Here is a 1303-nt window from a genome sequence, read left to right as displayed (position 1 = left end):
GCCCCGGCGCGCGGGAGTTGCTCGCGGAGCTGGCCGGGGCAGGCATTCCGTGCGTCCTGGTGACCATGAGCGAGACCAAGCTCGCCGCCGAGGTGGTCAGGGCGCTGCCCGAGGGCAGCTTCCGCCACGTCGTCACCGGTGACATGGTCACGCGCGGCAAGCCGGACCCGGAACCGTACCAGCAGGCCTTCGACTGGCTCAGCGGCCACCTGCCCGGCGCCGACAAGCAGTACGTCGTGGCGCTGGAAGACTCGGTCCCCGGGGTTGCCTCCGCCGAAGCCGCCGGCCTCGTGACCGTGGCCATCCCGCACGTCGTGCCCGTGCCGCCGGCACCGGGGCGCCCGCACTGGGACAGCCTGGCCGGAAAGGGCCTGGGGGACGTGGAGCGCGTCCTGCTGGGCGCCGCCCAGGAAGCAGGAGTATGAGCGGGCAGACCCCCCGGCAGGCCGAGGAAAAGGAGCGCAGCGAAGGGATTCCCCTGGGCCGCATGTTCGGTGTCCCGGTGGTCCTGGCCTGGTCCTGGTTCGTGATCGCCGCCTTCATCGTGCTGATCTTCGGCCCCCAGGTGCAGCGCCTGATGCCGGAAATCGGTGTGGGAGCCTACGCCGTGGCCCTAGGCTACGCGCTGCTGCTGCTGTTCTCGGTGCTGGTGCACGAACTCGCCCACGCCCTGACCGCCCGGACCTTCCGCTGGCCGTCGGCCAAGATCGTGCTCAACCTCTGGGGCGGCCACACGCAGTTCGACAACTTTGATGCCACGCCGGGCAAGTCCCTGCTGGTGGCCCTGTCCGGGCCCGTGGCCAACTTTGCGTTGGCCGGCGCCGGCATGCTGGTGCTGCCGCTGTTCCGCGGCGAACCGATTCCGTTCCTGCTGACCGACATCTTCATCTGGGCCAACTTCCTGGTGGCCGTCTTCAATATCCTCCCGGGGCTCCCGTTGGACGGCGGGCGGCTGGTGGAGACCGCGGTCTGGAAGGCGACCGGCAGCCAGGAGAAGGGGACCGTGGCGGCGGGCTGGGCCGGCCGCGCCATCGTGGTGCTGCTGGTGATCGGCGTGATCGGCGTCCCGTTGCTGCGGGGCGGCACGCCGGACCTCCAGCTCGTGGTGCTCATGGTGCTGGTGTGCGGTTTCCTCTGGATGGGCGCCAGTTCCGCTATCTCGCACGCCCGGATGCGCTTGCGGCTGCCGTCCGTCAGCGCCGGGCAGCTCAAGCTTCCGGCCGCGTCGCTGCCCGCCACCGCCACGGTGGACCAGGTGCGGCAGCTGATCCAGGGGCGCCCCGGGCTCTCCGTGGTGCTCACC

General features: G+C 71.0%; 2 protein-coding genes. Both read left to right on the top strand.

Annotated features, from left to right (window positions below; genetic code table 11):
• A partial coding sequence (locus AC5RV2_RS18075; RefSeq protein ID WP_494093471.1) for an HAD family hydrolase occupies nucleotides 1-425 on the top strand: 425 nt, incomplete at its 5' end.
• On the top strand, nucleotides 422-1303 hold an 882-nt coding region (locus AC5RV2_RS18070; RefSeq protein ID WP_494093470.1), incomplete at its 3' end, for a site-2 protease family protein. The genes AC5RV2_RS18075 and AC5RV2_RS18070, both read left to right, overlap by 4 nt.

Source organism: Arthrobacter sp. Y3225116 (assembly GCF_059091245.1).
The sequence above is the reverse complement of the archived record's forward strand: the minus strand, read 5'-3'. Positions and strand labels throughout refer to the sequence as shown.